The organism is Streptomyces sp. W16, assembly GCF_033194735.1.
Classification (GTDB): Bacteria; Actinomycetota; Actinomycetes; order Streptomycetales; family Streptomycetaceae; genus Streptomyces.
In genome coordinates this window covers 1-2,492 of sequence record NZ_JAWOAI010000876.1, presented here as the reverse complement: position 1 = coordinate 2,492, position 2,492 = coordinate 1, and the positions used below count along the sequence as shown (strand labels likewise).

Annotated in this window: 1 protein-coding gene; it reads right to left on the bottom strand. The window is 74.0% G+C overall.

Annotation, left to right across the window (positions count from 1 at the left end; genetic code table 11):
- On the bottom strand, window positions 1-2,492 hold a 2,492-nt coding region (locus R6V09_RS50815; RefSeq protein WP_317888199.1), incomplete at both ends, for an ATP-binding protein.

Here is a 2,492-nt window from a genome sequence, read left to right as displayed (position 1 = left end):
GCTCGGCGACGGCACCGGACAGCCGGAGCAGTTCGGTGGCGCGGTCGCGCTCGTCGTCACCGCCGTGGGAGTCGGACAGAAGCGCTTCGGCCAGGCGGTGGCGGACGCGGGCGAGGTCGTAGGGGCGGTCGAGGCGCTCGAAGGCGGCGACCGCCTCGGACCAGTCGTCCGGGGTGCAGCGGCCCTCGGCGCGCAGCAGCTCGGCGCGCAGCCAGCGCTCGTGGGCCTGCCAGACGGGCGCGTTGGTGGCGACCCGCTTGGCGGTCTCCCGGATGCGTTCGAGGATCTTGGGGCGGCCGGGGTCGGCGACGGGCAGGCCGATGGCCTGGGTCTCGGCGACGGCGGCGGCCACCAACAGCGGCCAGGTCTCGAAATGGGTGCCGGGCCGGAAGCCGGAGTCCAGGACCTGTTCGAGCGTGGCACGGACGTCGAGGAGACGGCCTTCCGCTGCGGCGACCTGGATCTTGATCCGCTCCAGGGGCTGGTTGTGCTGGGGTGCGACGTCATGGATGCCGAAGTGCTCGCGGGCGGCGGCCAGTTGGCGGCCGGCCTCGGCCACCTCGCCCCGGGCGAGAGCGAGTTCAGCGCGGAGGCGGGCGTGGAAGCCGCGGGGTTTGGCGCTCTGGCCCACCCGCTCCGCCTTGGTCGCGGCCTCGGCGGCCTCGTCCCAGCGGCCCAGGGTGAACAGGGATTCGGCGAGGTTTCCCCAGATCCAGGCCTCTTTGTCGAACTGGCCGAACTTCTTGGCGAAGGCGAGCCCCGTCTGCAGGATCGGCACCGCCTCGCGGGAGCGGCCGACCGTTTCGAGGGAGGACGGAAGGTTCACATAACTGCGGCCCGCGACGGTGGAGATGCCCTCGGCGACCGTCCGCTCGTTCACCTCGGCCAGTTCGGCGAGGCCCGCTTCGACATCGCCGGAGGCGACCATGAGGCCGGCCAGGGTGAGGCGGGCGTCCATCTCGATCTCGCGGGCGCCCACCATGCGCGCGTACTCGACCGCGCGCTCGGCCGCCACGTAGGCGTCCGGTCCCGGAACGTGCACCATGGACCAGCCGGCGACCTTGGCCAGTACCTCCGCGTGCACCTCGGAGGGCGGCAGACCGCGCACCAGCTCCTGGGCGGCGGCCAGTTCGGCCCAGCCGTCGCCGCGGCCCTGGTGCCGGATCAGGATGGAGCGCTGCACCCAGAACCAGGCGGCCCGCAGCGGGTCCCCCTCGTCCTCCAGGAGGTGCAGCGCCCGCTTGGTGATCTTCAGGGCGCGCTCACGCTCCCCGCAGAGCCGCCCGGCGACGGCCGCTTCCGCCATCAGGTCGAGGTAGCGCAGCGGGGTGGTCTCCGGGTCGCAGCCGCAGGGGGGATACACCTCGGTGTAGTCGACGGGCCGCAGCCCGGTGCGTACGGCGTCGGGCGCGGTGTCCCACAGCTCCATCGCCCGCTCCAGGAGCCGCAGTTGCTCGGAGTGGGCATGCCGGCCACGGGCCGCGACGGAGGCGTCCAGGACGGCGGGGAGGGCCTTGGCGGGGTCGTGGGCGTGGTACCAGTAGCTCGCCAGCCGCATGACGCGCTGGTCGGCGGGGACGAGCGTCGGGTCGGCCTCCAGGGCTTCGGCGTAGCGGCGGTTGAGGCGGGAGCGCTCGCCGGGCAGCAGGTCGTCGCCGACCGCCTCGCGGACCAGGGAGTGCCGGAAGCGGTAGCCGTCGCCGCCGGGCGCGGCCTGGAGGATGTTGGCGCCGACGGCGGCCCGCAGCGCCTCGATGAGGTCGTCCTCGGCGAGCCGGGCGACGGCGGCGAGCAGTCGGTACTCGACGGTGGAGCCGCCCTCGGCGACGATCCGGGCGACCCGCTGGGCGCTCTCGGGCAGTGACTCGACGCGGACGAGGAGCAGGTCGCGCAGGGAGTCGGTGAGGCCGGTGCGGCAGCCGTCGTGGGCGGCGACGGCGAGTTCCTCGACGAAGAAGGCGTTGCCGTCGGAGCGTTCGAAGATCTCGTCGACCTGGGCGGGGTCGGGTTCGGCGGCGCGGATGCCGGCGATCTGGCGGCCCACTTCCTGCCGGTTGAAGCGGCCGAGTTCGATCCGGTGGACCGTGCGGAGCCGGTCGAGTTCGGCGAGCAGGGGGCGCAGCGGGTGGCGGCGGTGGATGTCGTCGGCGCGGTACGTGGCGAGGACGAGGAGGCGGCCGGTGCGCAGGGTGCGGAAGAGGTAGGCGAGGAGGTGGCGGGTGGAGGTGTCGGCCCAGTGCAGGTCCTCCAGGGCGACGACGACCGTGCGGTCGGCGGCGACGTGCTCCAGGAGGCGCGCGGTGAGTTCGAAGAGGCGGGCCATGCCCTCCTCGTCGCTGCGGCGGGCCCGGTGTGCGGTGGGGGTCTCCGCCAACTCGGGGAGCAGCCGGGCGAGTTCCTCCTCCTGGCCGGCGGCGGCCGAGGACAGTTCGGCGGGCAGTTCACGGCGCAGGGCGCGCAGGGCCGTCGAGAACGGGGCGAAGGGCAGGCCG